Genomic DNA, 16,520 nt, shown 5'->3' with positions numbered 1-16,520 from the left:
TCCTTGATGACGAGGCAGCGGTGGTCCTGGAAGCGGAAGGGCTCACCAAGCACTTCCCTATCAGACAGGGCCCCGTCCGCAGACGGGGCCGGGAGGCGCTGACTCGCCGGGTGCGCAGCGTGCAGGCTGTTGACGATGTCAGCCTCACGCTGCGCCGCGGGCGGGTGACCGCGCTGGTCGGTGAGTCGGGTTCCGGCAAGTCGACCGTCGCGCGGTTGCTCGCGCAGCTCTACCCGCGGACGGCGGGGGACATCCGGCTGCACGGTGAGTCGGTGACCGTGAAGGGCGGGCGCAAGTTCCGCGCCTACTGCCGTCAGGTCCAGATGATCTTCCAGGACCCCTTCGCGTCGCTGAACCCGGTGCACACGGTGCGGTACCACCTCACCAGGGCACTGAAGATCCACGGCAACGCCGGCAAGGGCGACGCCGAGCTCGAGCAGGCGTTGAACGGCCTGCTCGAGCGGGTCCAGCTCACCCCGCCGGACAGGTATGTCGACAAGTTCCCGCACGAGCTGTCCGGTGGACAGCGCCAGCGCGTCGCCATCGCCAGGGCACTGGGCGCCGACCCGGAGGCCCTGCTGGCCGACGAGCCGGTGTCCATGCTGGACGTCTCCATCCGGCTCGGTGTGCTGAACCTGTTGCGTGACCTCAAGGAACGGCTGCACCTGGCCATTCTCTACATCACGCACGACATCGCGTCGGCCCGCTATTTCGCCGACGACACGCTGGTGATGTACGCGGGACGGATGGTGGAGGGCGGCGACAGTGAAACCGTCACCCAGCGCCCCGCGCATCCGTACACCCAGCTGCTCATCGACTCCGCTCCCGACCCCGACCGTCTCCTCACGGACGGGGCCGGGAGCGGCACCACCCCGAGGGACGCGGGTGGCGGCGAGCCGCCGAGCCTGATCGATCCACCGCCGGGGTGCCGGTTCCACCCGCGCTGTCCCAGCGCGATGGAGCGGTGCAAGACCCAGTCCCCGCCGCGGTTCGACGTCAGCGACGGCGCGGGGCATTGGGCCGCGTGCTGGCTGTACGACACGGACGTCACCGCCGAAGCCGCGGTCATCGCTGAAGAGATCGCCGAGGTGAGCCGGTGAAGTATCTGCTTCAGCGGCTTGGTTTCTATCTCTTCACAGCATGGGCCGCGGTCACGATCAACTTCTTCATCCCGCGGCTGATCCCGGGTGACCCGGTGCAGTCGCTCATCGCAAAAGCGCAGGGTCAGCTCAGCACGGACGCCATCGCTTCGTTGTACGTCCTTTTCGGACTCAACAAGGACGACAGCATCTTCGAGCAGTACTTCGACTACTGGGCCCAGTTGCTCAGGGGCGATCTCGGGCTGTCGTTCACCTTCTTCCCGACCCCGGTTTCCGAACTCATCGGGCAGAGCCTGCCGTGGACGGTCATCCTCGTCGGGATCACCACTGTGGTCGGCTTCCTGATCGGTACGTCGCTCGGCGTGCTGGCCGGGTGGCGGCGCGGCTCCTGGGTCGACGCCCTCCTGCCGGTGACCACTTTCCTTTCGTCGGTGCCGTACTTCTGGCTCGGCCTGATCGCGATCACCCTGCTCGCCGGCCCGGACAGCTTCTTCCCGGCCTCCGGTGGATACGACCCCGGGATGGTCCCCGGGTGGGACGGCGAGTTCATCGGCAGCGCGATCCAGCACAGCCTGCTTCCCGCGCTGACGATCCTCATCAGCTCGATGAGCAGCTGGATCCTGGGCATGCGCAACATGATGGTGACCGTCGCTTCCGAGGACTACATCACCGTCGCGCATGCCAAGGGACTGCCGGAACGCCGTGTCATGGTCAGTTACGCCGCCCGCAACGCGCTCCTGCCCAGTGTGTCCGGTTTCGCGCTGGCGCTCGGGTTCATCGTCGGTGGCACGCTGCTGGTGGAGATCGTGTTCTCCTACCCCGGCGTCGGGTTCTCGCTCTTCCAAGCGGTCGGTTCCAAGGACTACCCGCTCATGCAGGGAATCTTCCTGATCATCACCCTTTCGGTGCTGGTGGCCAACTTCTTCGCCGACATCGCGTACCTGGCCCTCGATCCGCGTACCCGCAGGGAGGGCTGAGCGATGACAGTGCCCACGACCGACCTCGCCGTCGTGGCGGACCCGACGGCCGAAAGCCTCGTCGGCCCGCCGGGGAAACGGCGCCGGTTTCGTTTCATCGCCAACGGGAAAGCCGCTGTCGGTATTGCGGTGCTGGGGTTCTTCATCCTCATCGCGATCATCGGCGAGTGGATCGCCCCGTTCGACCCGTCGGCCCGCAGCAACGACCTGCTCGAATCCCCTTCCTCGAAACACTGGTTCGGGACCACGCACCTCGGGCAGGACATCTTCAGCCAGGTGCTGGTCGGCACGCGCGGCGTCATGCTGGTCGGCCTCACCGCCGGCGTGGTCGCGACACTGCTGGCGATCCTCGTCGGAGTCACCTCGGGCTACCTCAGTGGCTTCGCCGGAGAAGGACTTTCCGCGCTGTCCAACGTCTTCCTGGTGATTCCCGCCCTTCCGCTGATCATCATCGTCGGCTCCGCCGTCTCCAGTGGCGGTGACTACGTCGTCGCCGTCATCATCGGCCTGACCTCCTGGGCCTGGGGCGCGCGCATCCTGCGTGCCCAGACGCTTTCATTGCGGCGCCGCGACTACGTCGAGGCTTCGCGGGCCAGCGGGGAGTCGACGTGGCGGATCATCATGTTCGAGATCCTGCCGAACCTGAGCGCGGTCATCGCGTCGGGCTTCGTCGGGACGGTGATCTTCGCCGTCATGTCCGAGATCACGCTGGCGTTCGTCGGCGTTTCGAGTTTCTCCAACTGGAACTGGGGCACCATCCTGTTCTGGGCGCAGAGCCAGCAGGCACTCGCCCAGGGCGCCTGGTGGTGGTTCGTTCCCGCCGGGCTCGCCATCGCGATCCTCGGTACGGCGTTGTCCCTGCTCAACTTCGGGATCGACGAATTCGTCAGCCCCCGCCTGCGTGGCAACGGCAAGACGAAGATCAAGACCTTCGACGGTCACACGGTCCGGATGCGCGTGGGCTTCACGCCAGTGCTCAGCCAGAAGGAGGACGGGCGATGATCAAAGACCCGGTTCTGGAGATCAAGGGACTCAACGTCGACTACGGCCTGGGCGACCACGCCGTTCACGCCGTGCGAGACGTGAACCTGACACTGCATCGCGGCGAGGTCCTCGGCCTCGCCGGGGAGAGCGGCAGCGGGAAGTCGACGCTCGCCTACGGTCTCACCCGGCTGCTCCCTCCTCCCGGGGTGATCAGCGGCGGTCAGGTCATCTACCACCAGGCGGACGGCCCGCCGGTGGACGTGTTGTCCCTGTCCCACAAGGAACTCCGCAAGTTCCGCTGGGCGGAGACGTCGATTGTGTTCCAGGGTGCGATGAACTCGCTCAACCCCGTGCACAAGATCTCCACGCAGCTCATCGACGTCATCAAGGCCCACGAGCCCACGAGCACCCCCGCTTCACGGCTGGCCCGCGCACGGGAGATGCTCAGCCTGGTCGGAATTTCCGCCGACCGGCTGGAAAGCTATCCGCATCAGCTTTCCGGCGGGATGCGCCAGCGCGTGATGATCGCGATGGCACTCGCGCTGGAACCGCGCGTGGTCATCATGGACGAGCCGACCACCGCGCTCGACGTCGTCATGCAGCGTCAGATCCTGGGGCAGCTGATCGAACTGCGGGAACGCCTCGGCTTCTCCGTTCTGTTCATCACCCACGACCTTTCGCTGCTCGTGGAGTTTTCGGACCGGATCGCCATCATGTACGGCGGCCGGATCGTCGAAGAGGCCCCGGCCGCGGACCTCTACCGCGACTCGCTGCACCCGTACAGCGACGGACTTCTGCATTCGTTCCCCGCTCTGCGCGGGCCTCGCCGTGAGCTCACCGGGATCCCGGGCTCGCCGCCGGACCAGCGTTCCATGCCCACCGGTTGTTCCTTCCATCCCCGCTGCCCCAAGGCTTTCGAGCCGTGTGCCGACAAGATCCCGGTACTCGGGGAGCCGAACCTGCTCGGTGACCAAGCGCGCAGTGTGGCGTGCTGGCTGCATCCCGCCCGCGAGACCGTCGCTTAACAGCCAGCCGCTCAACAGGCTTCGCCCGACAAAGGCACTACTGGAGGAGACACTTTGGAAACGACCGATAGCGCCACGACGACCAGTGCCATCACGACCAGTGCCCAGTCGGCGCTCATCGGCACGCTGCCCGCCACCTTCCGCTGGGGAGTGGCGACGGCGTCCTACCAGATCGAAGGCGCGGCCACCGAAGACGGCCGCACGCCGTCCATTTGGGACACTTTCAGCCGCGTTCCCGGGGCGATTGACAACGGTGACAACGGTGACATCGCCTGTGACCATTACCACCGCATGCCCGAGGACGTCGAGCTGATCGGTCAGCTCGGCGTCGACACCTACCGGTTCTCCGTGGCCTGGCCGCGGATCCAGCCGCACGGCCGCGGCCCGGTCAACGAGGCCGGCATGGCCTTCTACGACAGGCTCGTCGACGAGCTGCTCGGCAAGGGCATCGACCCGTGGCTGACGCTGTACCACTGGGACCTCCCGCAGGAGCTCGAGGACGCGGGCGGCTGGCCGGCGCGCGACACCGCGTACCGCTTCGCCGACTACTCGATGCTCGTCTTCGACCGCCTCAAGGACCGCGTGCGGAACTGGACCACGCTCAACGAGCCGTGGTGCTCGGCGATGCACGGATATGTGCACGGCGTGATGGCGCCCGGCCGCCGCGACCTCGGTGACGGCATCGCCGCGGTCCACCACCTGCTGCTCGGCCACGGCCTCGCCACCCAGCGGATGCGCGAAGCCGCACCCGAGGCGACCAACTTCGGCATCACCCTGAACATGGGCACCGCCGATCCGGCCACCGACAGTGAGGTCGACCGTGACGCCGCCCGCCGCGCCGACGGCCTCGGCGTCCGGATCTACCTCGACCCGCTGGTGAAGGCGCAGTACCCGGCCGACGTCGTCGACGATCTCGCGGCCCAGAACGTCCGGATCCCGGTGCAGGACGGGGACCTGGCGATCATCTCCGCGCCGCTGGACTTCCTCGGCGTCAACTACTACTTCGGGCAGCAGTACTCCGGAGTCGAGGAGGACGGCCGCACCGAGGACGCCGACGGCAACCCGGCGAACCGCGCCGTGCCGTTCGGCAAGCCCACCACCGCGATGGGCTGGGAGATCCTGCCCGAGAAGTTCACCCAGCTCCTGACGCGGCTCAGCGAGGACTACCCGGACCTCCCGATGTTCATCACGGAGAACGGTTCGGCGTTCGAAGACGTGCCGGACGCGTCCGGCTTCGTCGACGACCAGGACCGCGCCGCGTACTTCTCCTCCCACATCGCCGCTGTCGCGGCGGCGCGGCAGGCCGGCGCGGACGTCCGTGGCTACTTCGCTTGGTCGCTGCTCGACAACTTCGAGTGGGCGTACGGCTATGCCAAGCGCTTCGGGCTCGTCCGGGTCGACTACGAGACGCAGGAACGCACGGTCAAGCAGAGTGGGCTCTGGTTCCGCGACACGATCGCGCGCGTCCGGGGTTAGTCGTCTGTCCCCGGAAGGCGTCCGCACCTTCCGGGGATTCCCGTCACGATGGCGCAGGGGGCCATCGTGACGGGTGTTGAATGGCGACCATGTCCCACGGAATCCAGGTCTCCGAGCTGACCGGGCTTTGGCACCGTTCCCTGATCGCCCACAGTGACGGCCGTCGGGACACCGACACCCAGGTGCGGTGGCTACAGGGACCGAAGTCCTATGTGGACCTGCGGCAGCCCGCCGGTCGTCCTGTGTTCGACGGTGTTTCCCACGTACGTGACCTCCGTCCACACCAGATCGAGTGGATGGCCGGGCAACTCGCCTTCGCCGGTCAGCTGACCTGTGCCGGGGACGTGTTCTCGTGGCACAAAAGCATGGACCTGCATCCGATCGAACCGGATCTGGGCCGGTTGTTCTTCGACGGCGAAACGCTGGTCGAACAGGCTCTTGATCTGGCGTATGTCGAACACTGGCATCGCGAGACTGCTGCGGCGGAACCCATCGTCGAAGCTCGTCTGAACGACCCGGATGAAGGCCGCAGCGGTGTGCTCGTCCGTGTCGGCGCGCGATTGGGTTTCGCCCGTTCCAGAACCACGGAACTACCTCTCGGAGACTCGCTCGCCGACGTCCTCGCGGCACAACCGACGTTGCGGGCTCGGCAAGATCTCCTGGACTGTGAGGTCGCGATGGCCACGCCTGACGGCGGCCGATGGCGGATAACGCGGTCATCGCTGCCCTGGCGTGAAGGAACCATCTTCGCGTTCGAATCGGCGTCCGCGGGCGAGATGCTGGTCCGGGAACAGGACGCGGCAGGGCGAGAAGTGTTGTGGCACTGGGAGATAGCGGGATCAATGCCATGAGAACCGCCAGACCTCGCAGTCGATCAGGCTCTGGGCGAACTCGCGCAGGTTCCCCGGCTGGCTGCTGAACCGGCGCTCGCAGAACGAGCGGTGCTCGGCGGCGATCTTCATCGCCCGCTCGATCTTGGTCGGCGGGGCCGCGACGGACAGGATCAGTTCTTCGAACCCGAGCCCGACCAGCCTGGCGCCGAACCTGTCTTCCCAGCTGCGCAGCACCGAAGACAGGGCGGCCGCGTCTTCGGTCGCGTCCAGCATCCCGGACCAGCCCAGCAACGCGGGGATGTCCGCGGATCGCTCGGTGGGCACCAGCCCCAACCGGCACGATTCCATCGTGGCCATCAGTCCGCCGAGCCGAGCCGCGACGGGAAGCGGATCCCGTTGTGAGGTGGACCGGCGGGTCAGGCCGGGAAACGTGGCACCGAACGGTTCCAGGCACGTTCCTTCACAGCAAGGCTCACGCCACCAGGCTTCGAGCACCGCTTCGGCGTCCAGTTCGCCTACTTCGCCACCCGCGGGTGGGAGCCGTGCGCGGTCGTCGATCCAGTCCCCGCGGCCGGTGGTGAACCGCCGGTCCGGTGGGATCACCACCGGCCACAGGGCCGATTTCTTATGTGCGGCAACGAATTCATAGAAATCGCGCGGATTCTCCATGGGCCTTTCGGAAACCCAGATGCGCTCGTGCCAGCGCCCGGCCGGAACGGGTAGCCCGGACTGCTCACTCGTGCGGCGAATCGGAATAACTGTCATGTTCGTGCCTCCTTGAAGGGAATTCCTTCGACGAGGAGGACCATAGAACAAGGATCCGACAATTCCTGATTTTTCTGCACGACATGACCATCTCGCGGCGTTTAACCGTACGACAGGTACATGTCGCGACTTTGGGGCTTTCGCTTATCCGATTTTTGCGCTAGAAGTGCGTGGAGACGCCGAAAGCCTCGCGGAGCCGGGCCATGTCGTGCAGGTCGTGCTCCCGGGGTTCGTAGCCCCGGTGGAAATAGACCTGCTGTGCGGCCGACAGGCACGGCACCACGGTGCGCAGGACGCGTCCGGTGACAAAGCATTCCCGCGGGTAGTCGAAGGTGGCGCCGAGATCGTCCGCGGCTTGACGGGCCGAGCCGTCGGCCGCGAATACGAGTGGATGGAGGTCCAGTTCGAGTCCTGACGTGTGGGTCATGACAAAGCGCACGGGACGCGCGTCGAATGTTTCGGCGTAACCGTTCTCTTTCAATACCGAGACAAGGAGGTGCTCGTATTCGAAGTCGTGCATGAGGTCCAGATCGCGATGCGGCCGGGTTTGCCTGCCGAGCAGGGCGTCGATGCCCCAGCCGCCGCCGATCCAGACGTCGGCACCGGCGGCTTTGAGGCGGGTCAGCAGCTCCACAATGGTGTGCGCGTCCATCACAGGACGTGTTCTATCGCTGGACCTGCTCCGTGGGCAACCGAATTCAGCGGTAGAGCTCCCTGGCGATGATCGTGCGCTGGATCTCGGAGGCGCCTTCGTAGATCCGTGGGGCGCGTACTTCGCGGTAGAGGTGCTCGAGAAGGTGGCCGCGTTGCAGTGCCCGCGCGCCATGGATTTGCACGGCGGCGTCGACGACGAACTGGGCGGCTTCGGTGGCGAACAGTTTCGCCATCGCCGCGCTCCCGGCGAGCTGGGTTTCCCCGGCGTCGTAGGCCGACGCGGCCGCGTAGACCAGCAGGCGCGCGGCTTCGGTCCGCGTCGCCATCTCGGCGAGGGTGTGCGAGACGGTCTGCTGATCCTTCAACGGGCCGCCGAACGCCACCCGCGTGCCGGCGTGGGCCACGGCGGCGTCGAGGGCGGCTTGGGCCATCCCGACGGCGAAGGCGCCGACGCTGGGGCGGAAGAGGTCCAGGGTGCGCATGGCGACGCGGAAACCGTGGTCGAGGTTGCCGAGGAGTTCGTCGTCGTGCACGCGCACGCCGTCGAAGGTCAGCTTGCCGATGGGATGCGGGCTGACCATGTCGAGATGCTTGCCGGACAGGCCCGTGCGGTCGGCGGGCACGACGAAGGCGCTGACTCCGCGCGCGCCCGCACCCGGCGTCGTCCTGGCGAAGACGGTGTAGAAATCGGCCTCGGGCGCGTTGGAGATCCAGATCTTCTCGCCGGTCAGCCGCCAGCCTTCGGTGTCGCGCTCGGCGGAGAGTGAAAGGGCCGCGGCGTCGGAACCGGCGTCGGGCTCGGTGAGGGCGAAGGCGGCGACAGCGTCACCGGCGGCCACGGCGGGAACCCAGCGCTGGACCATCTCGTCTCGGCCGGACTGGAGCACTGGGTAGGTTCCGAGCCCTTGCAGGGCCAGCGCTGTCTCGGCTTCGGTGCTTTGGGTGGCGAGAGATTCGCGGAGCAGGCAGAGGTCCATCGCCGCGGCTTCGCGGGTGCCGATCCCGGGGAAGAGTTTCGCGAGCAGCCCGAGTGAGCCCATGGTCTTGATGAGCTCGCGGTTGACGCTGCCGGGGGTGCCGCTTTCCGCGAGCGGGCGCAGCTGTTCGGCGCCGAGCGTGCGCACTTCCTGGGTGAACTCACGTTGCCGTGGGGTCAGGGCGAACGCTGTCATGATCCTTCCTTCCTTCGGCGCCACCGGGCGTGGGCCGTTTCCGTGCCGCCGGACCGGATCAGGTCGAGCCGGGGTTTCGGACCGTCGGTGCGGCCGCCCTGTGGCTTGCGGTTGCCCGCCTCGAACTGGCGTGGCCACGGCGTCGCGTAGCCCTGCTCGGCCGCCGCGTGCAGTGTCCACTGTGGATCGTAAAGATGGGTTCTGCCCAGCGCGCACAGATCGGCGCGGCCGGCCAGGATGATCGAGTTCACGTCGTCGTACGACGAGATCGCGCCGACGGCGATGACGGCCACGCCGTACTTGCGGCCGACCTCGTTGCGGATCCGGTCGGCGTAAGGCGTCTGGTAGCTCCGGCCGTACGCCGGGCGTTCCTCGGCGACGACCTGCCCGGTCGACACGTCGATACCGTCGACACCGAGCTCGGCGAACGCGCGGGCGATCTCGACCGACGCGTCCGCGTCGATACCGCCTTCGTGCCAGTCGGTCGCGGAGATCCGCACGGTCATCGGTCGTTCGGCCGGCCAAGCGGCACGGACGGCACCGAAGACCTCCAACGGATATCGGAGCCGGTTTTCCAACGAGCCGCCGAAGATGTCGGTCCGCTGGTTCGTCAATGGTGACAGGAACGACGACAGCAAATAGCCGTGCGCGCAGTGCAGTTCGAGCAGGTCGAACCCGGCGTTCGCCGCGGCTACTGTCGAGGCGACGAACTGTGCTTTGATCTCGTCGAGCTCGTCGATCGTGAGTTCCCGCGGCGTCTGGTTCGACGGCGAATAGGGAATCGCCGAGGGCGCGCAGACTTCCCAGTTGTTTTCGGGCAGCGGCTCGTCGATGCCGTCCCACATCAGTTTCGTCGAACCCTTGCGGCCGGAATGCCCGAGCTGCACACCGATTCGCGCGGCACTGTGCTCGTGCACGAAATCCACCACGCGCTTCCACGCGGTTTCCTGTTCCGACGTGTACAGGCCGCCGCAACCAGGTGTGATCCGTCCGGTGTCGGAAACGCAGACCATCTCGGTCATCACGAGACCCGCGCCGCCGAGCGCCTTGCCGCCGAGATGCACCAGATGGAAGTCCGTCGGCACGCCGTCGCGAGACGAGTACATGTCCATCGGCGAAACGACGACACGGTTGGCCAGTTCGAGTTCGCCGATCCTGAACGGCTGGAACATCGGCGGCCGGACGCCGGTGGGCGTGCCTTGTTTCGACGCGAACCAGCGGTCGAGTTCGGCGACGAACTCAGGGTCACGCAACCGCAGGTTGTCGTAGGTGACGCGACGGCTGCGGGTGACGATGTTGAACGCGAACTCGTGCGGGTCCTGGTCGGTGTACTGGCCGATGTTCTCGAACCATTCCAGACTCGCCTGCGCGGCGCGCTGGGTCGACGTCACGACCGGCCGGCGTTCCGCTTCGTAGGCCGCCAATGCCAGGTCCACAGTGGATTGCTCGTGCAGGCAAGCCGCCAGCGCGAGTGCGTCTTCCATGGCGAGTTTCGTGCCGGAGCCGATCGAGAAGTGCGCGGTGTGCGCCGCGTCCCCGAGCAGGACGACGTTGCCGTGACGCCAGGTGTCGCAGCGGACCGTGCCGAAGGTTGTCCATTTCGAATTATTCGCGAAAACCTGGTGTTCGCCCAGTACCTCCGCGCACAGGTCGCGGACCAGTTCGATCGATCGTTCGTCGCTTTGCCCCGGCGCCAGGAACTTTGGCGCGATTTCGGCGAAACCGGCTCGCTCCCAGACGTCCTCGTGCACTTCGAGGATGAACGTGCTCGCATCGGCGCTGTAGGGATAGCCGTGGATCTGCATGACCCCGGCCGGAGTGTCGAGGATGTGGAACTTGAAGGCGTCGAAGACGAGGTCGGTCCCGAGCCAGATGTACTTGCAACGCCGCGTTTCGAGCGTCGGCCGGAAGCTGTCCGCGAACCGGGCCCGCGTAGGCGAATTGACGCCATCGGCGGCGATGACCAGGTCGTATTCCGCGGACAGCACGGCGACGTCCGGCGCCTCGGTGCGGAACCTGACGTCCACCCCGAGTTCGGCGCAACGCTCCTGCAAGATGTTCAGCAGCCGTTTCCGGCTCATCGCGGCGAAACCGTGCCCGCCGGAGGTGAACGTCGTGCCGCGGTAGTGCACGTCGATGTCGTCCCAGCGGGCGAACTCGTGCCGCATCGCGTCGAAGATCCCGGTGTCGGCGTGTTCGATGCCGCCGAGTGTCTCGTCGGAGAACACCACACCGAAGCCGAACGTGTCGTCCGGCGAGTTGCGCTCCCACACGGTGATCTCGTGCCGCGGGTCCAGTTGTTTGGCCAGCGCCGAGAAGTACAGGCCGGCCGGTCCGCCGCCGGTCACCGCGATACGCATTCGCCGAAGCCCCCTTACTGGTGCAGGTCCTTCAGGGTATGTCGTTACCTGTACGGCCGTCAACAAGGCGATACATGGGTTATTCTCGGCGCATGGCCATCGAGCGGATCAACCCCGAGGAGCTGGGCCGCCCGTCCGGCTTCTCCCACGCCGTATCGACCTCCGGCGAACGAATCGTGTTCCTCGCTGGTCAGACGGCGTTGGACAGCACCAACAAGATCGTCGGCGACGGGGTCGTCGAGCAGTTCGAGCGCGCGCTCGGCAACCTGCTCGCGGCGTTGCGCGCCGCCGGTGGCGAGCCCGCCGACCTCGTGAGCGTCACCATCTACATCGTGGACATGAACGACTACAAGGCCCACGCGCGCGAGATCGGCGCGGTCTGGAAACGGCTGGCAGGCGCCGACTACCCGGCGATGGCCGGAATCGGTGTCAGCCGGCTCTGGGATGTCGAGGCGCTGGTCGAAGTACAGGGTTTCGCCGCGGTCAAGGCGTGATGGCCGCGGCGACGTGGGCGCGCGCGGGTTCCTCCAGCTGAGCCTGCAAGGTGAAGAACAGATCGGCCGCCCGCGTTCCTGCCCACTGTTCCGGCAGTAGTTCGGCCGGCAGGCCAGGGTCGAGGTACGGCAACCGGCGCCAGTCGGTGAGCACACCCACGTAGTCGGCGAACGCCGTGCGCTGGTCAGGAACCTGGCGGGAGCGGTCGAGCACCGTGGAGTGTGTTTCCAAAAAATCGCCATAGAGGGCTTCGAGCTGGTCGAGGTCCCACCACTCTCGCACTTTTTCGGCCACGGAACCGAAGGCGAGATGCTCGGCTTGGAAAAGATCCGCGTAGCCGTCCAGTTTCAGGCGGCGTAACACTTCTTCGGTCGTCTTCCTCAGGTGAGCGGGTGCGATCCACACCCCGGGCGCCGCGGTGCCGAAGCCGAGTTTCGTCAGTTGCGAACGGAGGACGTGGCGTTTGTGCCGTTCGGACTCGGGCACCGAAAACACGGCCAGCAGCCAGCCTTCCGCCAGCGTCGCCTGCTTGCGCTCGAAGATCCGGTGGTCACCTTCGCGCAGGATGGCCAATGCCTGTTCCGACAGTTCGTAGCCGGCCGTGCCCCCACGGCGGACGGCCTCGAGGATTCCTCGGCGCTTGAGCCGGGAGATCGACGACCGCACCGCGGACTCGTCGACGCCGAGGTCGGCGAGCAGGCAGATCAACGAGGCGATCGACAGCCAACCGCCTTCGTTGCGTGAGTACAGACCGTAAATGGTCACGATGAGTTGACGAGGCTGGGCGACACGGGTCACCGGCTCGTCGAGCTCATCTGTCTCCGGTACGGCCGTCATCGGGTCACAATAACAACCGCTACGCTCGCCGGACCGCCGATCGCGAAGGGAACTCAGGTTGGGTGTGGGGCTGCTCGGCATGCGCCGGGGTCGCCGGGTCAACGCGGAAAAGTGCGTCAAGAACAGACATTTCGTCGCCACCGAGCGACTGTTCTTCCGCACGCCGACCGAATGGGAGATGGCGGCCGCACAGGCCGCGGCCAGCGACCTCGCCGCGCAGCGGTGGATCGGCTGGTCGGCCGAGGCCATCGTGCCGAAGACGGACCGGGCGCGATTCCTCGCGGTCGTGCCGGGCACCGGACCGGATTGCGAGTGGCCGGATTCCGCTTGCCTGGTGGCGATCCACCGCAAGGCGAACAGATGCGCCGGAATGGTCACCATCACGCGGGATCCCGGCGGATGGCCTGAACTCGGCGGCTGGCTCGCCCCGGCGTTCCGGGGGAGAGGCCTCGGCGTGGAACTCTTCCGAGCCGGCTTGGTTCTCGGCCACGATCACCTCGGCCTGTCCCGGATCCGAGCCGCCGCCGAGATGACGAACATGGGCAGCAGGCGCGCGCTCTACACCGCCGGGTTCTCCACAGTGGACGGGCCGGTCACCTACGCGTTGCAGAACGGCAGGATCATGACGCCGTGCTGGTACGAGCACGCGGTGACGGACACCCAAAGCTGTTCGGGACCGAGGCCGGTCACCTTGGAGACAGCCACTCGCCGCCCGTACTCACGAGCCTGACGCCGAGCGCGTAGCTGTTTTTCGGCAAAAGTGTCGGCCGGCACCGAAACGTTCTCGTTCTACGGTGCCCTCATGACCACTCCCGCCGTGATCACCGCACCCGACGAAGTACGAGCGGTGCTGGCCGACCCCGCCTTCGTCGTCCCGCCAGTACCGAACGACGGCTCACCTGGTGGGATCGTCTGGCTGCGAAGCACCGTCTCGCGCTTCAGCGCCAATGGCGACCACGAGCGGCGACGTTCGCTGGTCGTCGACGAACTCGCCGACGTCGACCCTGCCGCTCTAGGCCAAAGAGCCTTCGAACAGACCACGGTTTTGCTGAAATCCGGCTACGAGCCGATCGACGTGATCGCGAAGATCGCGAGAGTGGTCCCCGTAGAGCTACTTGCCGAAGCACTATCGCTACCGGCAGGGATGTCGGAAGACGTGAACACCGTCGCCGCGGCCTACCACCCCCGTGGCGATTTTTCCGCTACGGCCGATCAGGCCGTGGCCCGGCTCGTGAAAGCGTGTGGCGGAATCGCCGACGAACCCACCGCGGCCCGAATCGGGCTACTGGTCCAGGCTTGCGACGCCACCGCCGGTCTGGTCGGAAACGCGCTGATCGCCGCAAAACAGCAAAAGCCCACCACCTCGGTTTCGGTGATTCTGACCGAGACGCTTCGCCTGAACCCTCCCGTACGAGCCACCCGCCGCCAGGCGACCGCCGACACTCGTGTCGGAAATTTCGCCATCGTGGCCGGTGAGGTCGTCACCCTCGAACTAGCCGGTTCGCTGACTTTCGGCGACGGGCCGAGGAAGTGCCCCGGTTCGGAACACGCTTTCGCCATCGCGGGTGGCGTCGTCGAAGCCCTCCGCGGGCGACAACTAGTTCACGACGACGTCGAGTACGAACCTTCGGCGAATCTGCGGGTGCCCGCCTCGCTCACGGTGCGCTGAACTCAGGGCATCAGGCAGAACTCGTTGCCTTCCGGATCGGCGAGGAGCACGTGCCCGTCGCCGTATTTCGTCAACACCGTTGCTCCGAGTCCGCTGAGCCGTTCGATCTCCGCGTCCATGTCGTCAGCGTGGACATCGAGATGCACACGGTTTTTCGCCACTTTCGGCTCTGGAACGAGCGTGAAGAACAGTCGCCGGCCACCGACGGTTCCACCAGGACAGACGGGTCGTCTTCCGGATCGTCGATCCCACAGGCACGCGCAACCGGATAACCCCTGATCACCGTCGTGACCAGGGGTTTACCGCTGTATCGAGATCAGCTCGGCTGTGTCACGCGGTGCCGTGACGAGGTCGTGCCGCTCACGGAGCGCGTGGCCAACGCGGGAAGCGCGACACACAATGCCACGCCGCCGATCACCATCAGCGCGGTGACACCAGTGGCAATGCAGAGGCTGCCGCCAAGAAAGGCGACCGCGGGCCATACCGAAACTTGGCGCCGGAAGGCGAGCATCAGAATCAGGATCGCTGTCGCCGTAAGCTGCAATGCCGGCACCGCGCCGTAGAAGAACGTGTCGAACCCCGGAATGTCGTGGATAGAGCGTGAAATCCCGCTCATGTCGGCCCGGCTGTCCGCCCGGAACCCGACCACCAGATCGATCACCATCTGCCCGAGCATCGCGATGAGCCCGACTGTCCCCACGACCGCGAGCACATCCGCCGATCTGCGCTCGACGCCGTTGCGGGCGCTTGTCCTGGCTCGTGTCCACAGATCGGCGAGCACGATCCCGAAGAAGAGATAGCCCAGGATGTACATCGCGTGCGCGCCGGTCCACAGTGGCAGTGCGACACCCCAGTCGAGATCGGTGTTGCCCTTCCACCCGAACTTCATCGCGATGACACCGATCAGCAGAAACACCGGTGCCGCAAGGAAAGCTCTCCTGGTAACCGCTGCGTCCATCGTCCGTCCCCATTCACCCCAGCCCGGCTCCGCCTCCGGCGCCGGTGCGTGACAAACGATGGCAGCTGGTCAACTCCCGGACATCCGGGAAGGCCCGCGTATCTCCCCCTAGGGGAGCCAGTTCGCTGACAGAAGGTGTCAGTGGATCGCCTTTACCGTCGGGATCATGAAGTTCGCACCTGACATCACCGAGTTCGTCGGCCGCTACACCGCGGTGTGGAACGAGCCCGATCCCGAAATTCGCCACAAGGCCGTCACGGAACTGTGGGCCGAGGACGGTGTCGAAGTCATCGAATCGGCGGAGTATCGCGGGCGCGCGGCCCTCAAAACGCGGGTCACGAGGGCATACGAGGAGTTCGTAGAAGCCGGAGCTTTCGTCGTCAAGCCCAGCGGCGACGTCGTCGCCCACCACAACGCCATCATGTTCACCACGGTCATGGTTCCCGCAGTGGGCGGAGACATCGTCTGGACCGGCTCCATCTTCGTGCTACTCGGGCCCGACGGGCGCATCCAGCACGACTACCAGTTCGCCGTGACCTCGTCGGCCACCCACACCACCGCCCACGAGTTCCTCCGACGGCTCGGTGAGGGCGATCCGAATCGGGTCGCCGAGCTGTTCGCGGAGACCGTCGACTGGCGGCTGGACTGGCCTGACGAAGGCCACCCGGCCGTGCCCTGGATCCGTCGTCGCTCCACTCGCGCAGACGTCGCCGACCACTTCCGCATGCTGAGTGACTTCCACCTGCCCGGCAAGCACACAGGTGTGGCCCCCGAGATCCTCGTCGACGGAACGTCCGCGGTGGTGATCGCCGACATCCGGCAGACCGTGCGGGCCACCTGCCGGTCCTATGTCGCCCGATGTGCGCTGCGGCTGACCGTCGAGGAAGGTCTGATCACTCGGTACCACGTCTACGAGGACAGTCTCACGGTCGCGCAAGCGCTTGCCACCAGCTGAAAACCAACGAAGCCGCCTGGCCGAGTACCGGCCGGGCGGCTTCGTCGATGACGCTCTTGAACACTGTGCCCTGGGTAGGATTCGAACCTACGACCCTTCGCTTAGGAGGCGAACGCTCTATCCCCTGAGCTACCAAGGCAGCCGACGTAGTGCCTACGGGCTCAGTTTAGCGGGTCGGAGCGGCAGCGGTTCGGTCGACCTATGTGGAGGATCGGCGTACTCGCCGGCGTCTGGTTGCGATTATCTGAACAACAGTAGGT

17 protein-coding genes and 1 tRNA gene are annotated in these 16,520 nt (G+C 66.2%); 10 read left to right on the top strand and 8 right to left on the bottom strand.

Features of this window, described 5'->3' with window-relative positions:
* Window positions 1-20: 20 nt before the first annotated feature.
* The 6 genes from VGP60_RS10640 (at window position 21) to VGP60_RS10615 (ending at window position 6,413) form a co-directional block, all read left to right on the top strand.
* Window positions 21-1,100 (top strand): ABC transporter ATP-binding protein, encoded by a 1,080-nt coding sequence (locus VGP60_RS10640; protein ID WP_414640322.1) that lies wholly within the window; start codon window positions 21-23, stop codon window positions 1,098-1,100.
* A complete protein-coding gene (locus VGP60_RS10635) occupies window positions 1,097-2,077 on the top strand; it encodes an ABC transporter permease (RefSeq protein ID WP_327547744.1) in 981 nt (326 codons plus the stop codon). The genes VGP60_RS10640 and VGP60_RS10635 overlap by 4 nt, the downstream gene beginning before the upstream one ends.
* Before the next feature lie 3 nt (window positions 2,078-2,080).
* Entirely contained in the window at window positions 2,081-3,079 is a 999-nt protein-coding gene (locus VGP60_RS10630) for an ABC transporter permease (protein WP_327547743.1), read from the top strand.
* Window positions 3,076-4,086 (top strand): ABC transporter ATP-binding protein, encoded by a 1,011-nt coding sequence (locus VGP60_RS10625; protein WP_327547742.1) that lies wholly within the window; start codon window positions 3,076-3,078, stop codon window positions 4,084-4,086. The genes VGP60_RS10630 and VGP60_RS10625 overlap by 4 nt, the downstream gene beginning before the upstream one ends.
* 54 nt (window positions 4,087-4,140) lie before the next feature.
* A complete protein-coding gene (locus tag VGP60_RS10620) occupies window positions 4,141-5,562 on the top strand; it encodes a GH1 family beta-glucosidase (RefSeq protein ID WP_327547741.1) in 1,422 nt (473 codons plus the stop codon).
* 89 nt (window positions 5,563-5,651) lie between these two features.
* On the top strand, window positions 5,652-6,413 hold the full coding sequence (locus tag VGP60_RS10615) for a hypothetical protein (protein ID WP_327547740.1): 762 nt from the start codon (window positions 5,652-5,654) through the stop codon (window positions 6,411-6,413).
* Here the strand turns inward: VGP60_RS10615 and VGP60_RS10610 are convergent.
* The 4 genes from VGP60_RS10610 to VGP60_RS10595 form a co-directional block, all read right to left on the bottom strand.
* Entirely contained in the window at window positions 6,402-7,160 is a 759-nt protein-coding gene (locus VGP60_RS10610; RefSeq protein ID WP_327547739.1) for a DUF4253 domain-containing protein, read from the bottom strand. The genes VGP60_RS10615 and VGP60_RS10610 overlap by 12 nt on opposite strands.
* Window positions 7,161-7,320: 160 nt before the next feature.
* Complete coding sequence (locus VGP60_RS10605) at window positions 7,321-7,812, bottom strand: nucleotidyltransferase domain-containing protein (RefSeq protein WP_327547842.1); 492 nt, start codon at window positions 7,810-7,812, stop codon at window positions 7,321-7,323.
* Between the two features lie 46 nt (window positions 7,813-7,858).
* On the bottom strand, window positions 7,859-8,986 hold the full coding sequence (locus VGP60_RS10600) for an acyl-CoA dehydrogenase family protein (protein WP_327547738.1): 1,128 nt from the start codon (window positions 8,984-8,986) through the stop codon (window positions 7,859-7,861).
* Complete coding sequence (locus VGP60_RS10595) at window positions 8,983-11,346, bottom strand: bifunctional salicylyl-CoA 5-hydroxylase/oxidoreductase (protein ID WP_327547737.1); 2,364 nt, start codon at window positions 11,344-11,346, stop codon at window positions 8,983-8,985. Before VGP60_RS10595 ends, VGP60_RS10600 begins: the two co-directional genes overlap by 4 nt.
* A 92-nt stretch (window positions 11,347-11,438) precedes the next feature.
* On the opposite strand from VGP60_RS10595, the gene VGP60_RS10590 reads away from it, so the two are divergent.
* Window positions 11,439-11,840, top strand: a complete 402-nt coding sequence (locus tag VGP60_RS10590; RefSeq protein ID WP_327547736.1) for a RidA family protein — start codon at window positions 11,439-11,441, stop codon at window positions 11,838-11,840.
* Here VGP60_RS10590 and VGP60_RS10585 read toward each other — a convergent pair.
* On the bottom strand, window positions 11,830-12,678 hold the full coding sequence (locus VGP60_RS10585) for a PaaX family transcriptional regulator C-terminal domain-containing protein (RefSeq protein WP_327547735.1): 849 nt from the start codon (window positions 12,676-12,678) through the stop codon (window positions 11,830-11,832). The two genes, VGP60_RS10590 and VGP60_RS10585, sit on opposite strands and share 11 nt — an antisense overlap.
* 64 nt (window positions 12,679-12,742) lie before the next feature.
* Between VGP60_RS10585 and VGP60_RS10580 the strand changes: the two genes are divergently transcribed.
* Together VGP60_RS10580 and VGP60_RS10575 are read left to right on the top strand one after the other, a co-directional pair.
* The gene (locus VGP60_RS10580) at window positions 12,743-13,408 is read left to right on the top strand and encodes a GNAT family N-acetyltransferase (protein ID WP_327547841.1); all 666 of its coding nucleotides are present in this window, start codon (window positions 12,743-12,745) and stop codon (window positions 13,406-13,408) included.
* A gap of 72 nt (window positions 13,409-13,480) precedes the next feature.
* Window positions 13,481-14,347, top strand: coding sequence for a hypothetical protein (locus tag VGP60_RS10575; RefSeq protein WP_327547734.1), 867 nt, complete (start codon window positions 13,481-13,483; stop codon window positions 14,345-14,347).
* A 2-nt stretch (window positions 14,348-14,349) separates the two neighbouring features.
* Here VGP60_RS10575 and VGP60_RS10570 read toward each other — a convergent pair whose 3' ends face one another.
* Together VGP60_RS10570 and VGP60_RS10565 are read right to left on the bottom strand one after the other, a co-directional pair.
* A complete protein-coding gene (locus VGP60_RS10570; protein ID WP_327547733.1) occupies window positions 14,350-14,508 on the bottom strand; it encodes a VOC family protein in 159 nt (52 codons plus the stop codon).
* 155 nt (window positions 14,509-14,663) lie between these two features.
* Window positions 14,664-15,305, bottom strand: a complete 642-nt coding sequence (locus VGP60_RS10565) for a hypothetical protein (protein ID WP_327547732.1) — start codon at window positions 15,303-15,305, stop codon at window positions 14,664-14,666.
* A gap of 166 nt (window positions 15,306-15,471) precedes the next feature.
* On the opposite strand from VGP60_RS10565, the gene VGP60_RS10560 reads away from it, so the two are divergent.
* Window positions 15,472-16,260 carry a nuclear transport factor 2 family protein gene (locus VGP60_RS10560; RefSeq protein ID WP_327547731.1) on the top strand — a complete coding sequence of 263 codons (789 nt, stop codon included), beginning with the start codon at window positions 15,472-15,474 and terminating at the stop codon, window positions 16,258-16,260.
* Between the two features lie 66 nt (window positions 16,261-16,326).
* Here the strand turns inward: VGP60_RS10560 and VGP60_RS10555 are convergent.
* Window positions 16,327-16,399, bottom strand: a tRNA-Arg gene (locus VGP60_RS10555).
* Between the last annotated feature and the right edge of the window lie 121 nt (window positions 16,400-16,520).

The sequence above is a fragment of the Amycolatopsis sp. genome, from assembly GCF_036008905.1.
Classification (GTDB): Bacteria; Actinomycetota; Actinomycetes; order Mycobacteriales; family Pseudonocardiaceae; genus Amycolatopsis.
This window is presented reverse-complemented; position numbering and strand designations above follow the sequence as displayed.